The organism is Heyndrickxia coagulans DSM 1 = ATCC 7050 (genome assembly GCF_000290615.1).
GTDB lineage: Bacteria > Bacillota > Bacilli > Bacillales > Bacillaceae_C > Weizmannia > Weizmannia coagulans.
Map to the genome: position 1 here is coordinate 1 of NZ_ALAS01000271.1, position 503 is coordinate 503.

General features: G+C 38.4%; 1 protein-coding gene and 1 pseudogene. One reads left to right on the plus strand and one right to left on the minus strand.

Annotated elements, in window-relative coordinates; genetic code table 11:
- A partial coding sequence (locus tag IC21_RS17460; RefSeq protein WP_155116804.1) for a hypothetical protein occupies positions 1 to 188 on the minus strand: 188 nt, incomplete at its 3' end.
- Positions 189 to 243: 55 nt separating this feature from the next.
- Here IC21_RS17460 and IC21_RS14435 point away from each other — a divergent pair.
- Positions 244 to 417, plus strand: a pseudogene (locus tag IC21_RS14435) (IS21 family transposase); the annotation flags it as partial.
- Between the last annotated feature and the right edge of the window lie 86 nt (positions 418 to 503).

The window sequence follows — 503 nt, forward strand, 5'->3', positions numbered from 1 at the left end:
AAAATATTCGCCGCCTCCCGATAGGTGTTCTCACTTGCCAACTCTGCCACCTTTAATTCCACTAACGGGCTATATCTCTGGTGGGGTAACTGTGTATGGCAAAATAAAAGTGCAGAGCTTTGCAAAGGAAAAATGCAGAGTCCTGCACTAAATTTTTGTGCATAAACAAAAAAAGACTTGCCAGTCACCCCAAGTCCCACTACAGTAATTGTGTCGAGCAATTGGTAGTGGAGGTAAGAAAGGATGCTAGCAATGTCTGATATTAATTGTATCAAACATTTAAGAAATAACAAAGGTCTATCTATTTCAGAAATACAAAGAACAATGGGAATTAATTGGCGAACAGCTAAGAAGTATGCGGATGAAAATCAACTCCCTAAACAGAAAGCATTTAAAAAGAAAGGGATGATGTATGATGCTAGTATAGTTTCATGGACACCCTTTAGTGAAATATAATATTAACGAAGGGATGTGTCCGGATATGGGTAACACAAGCGAAAAAC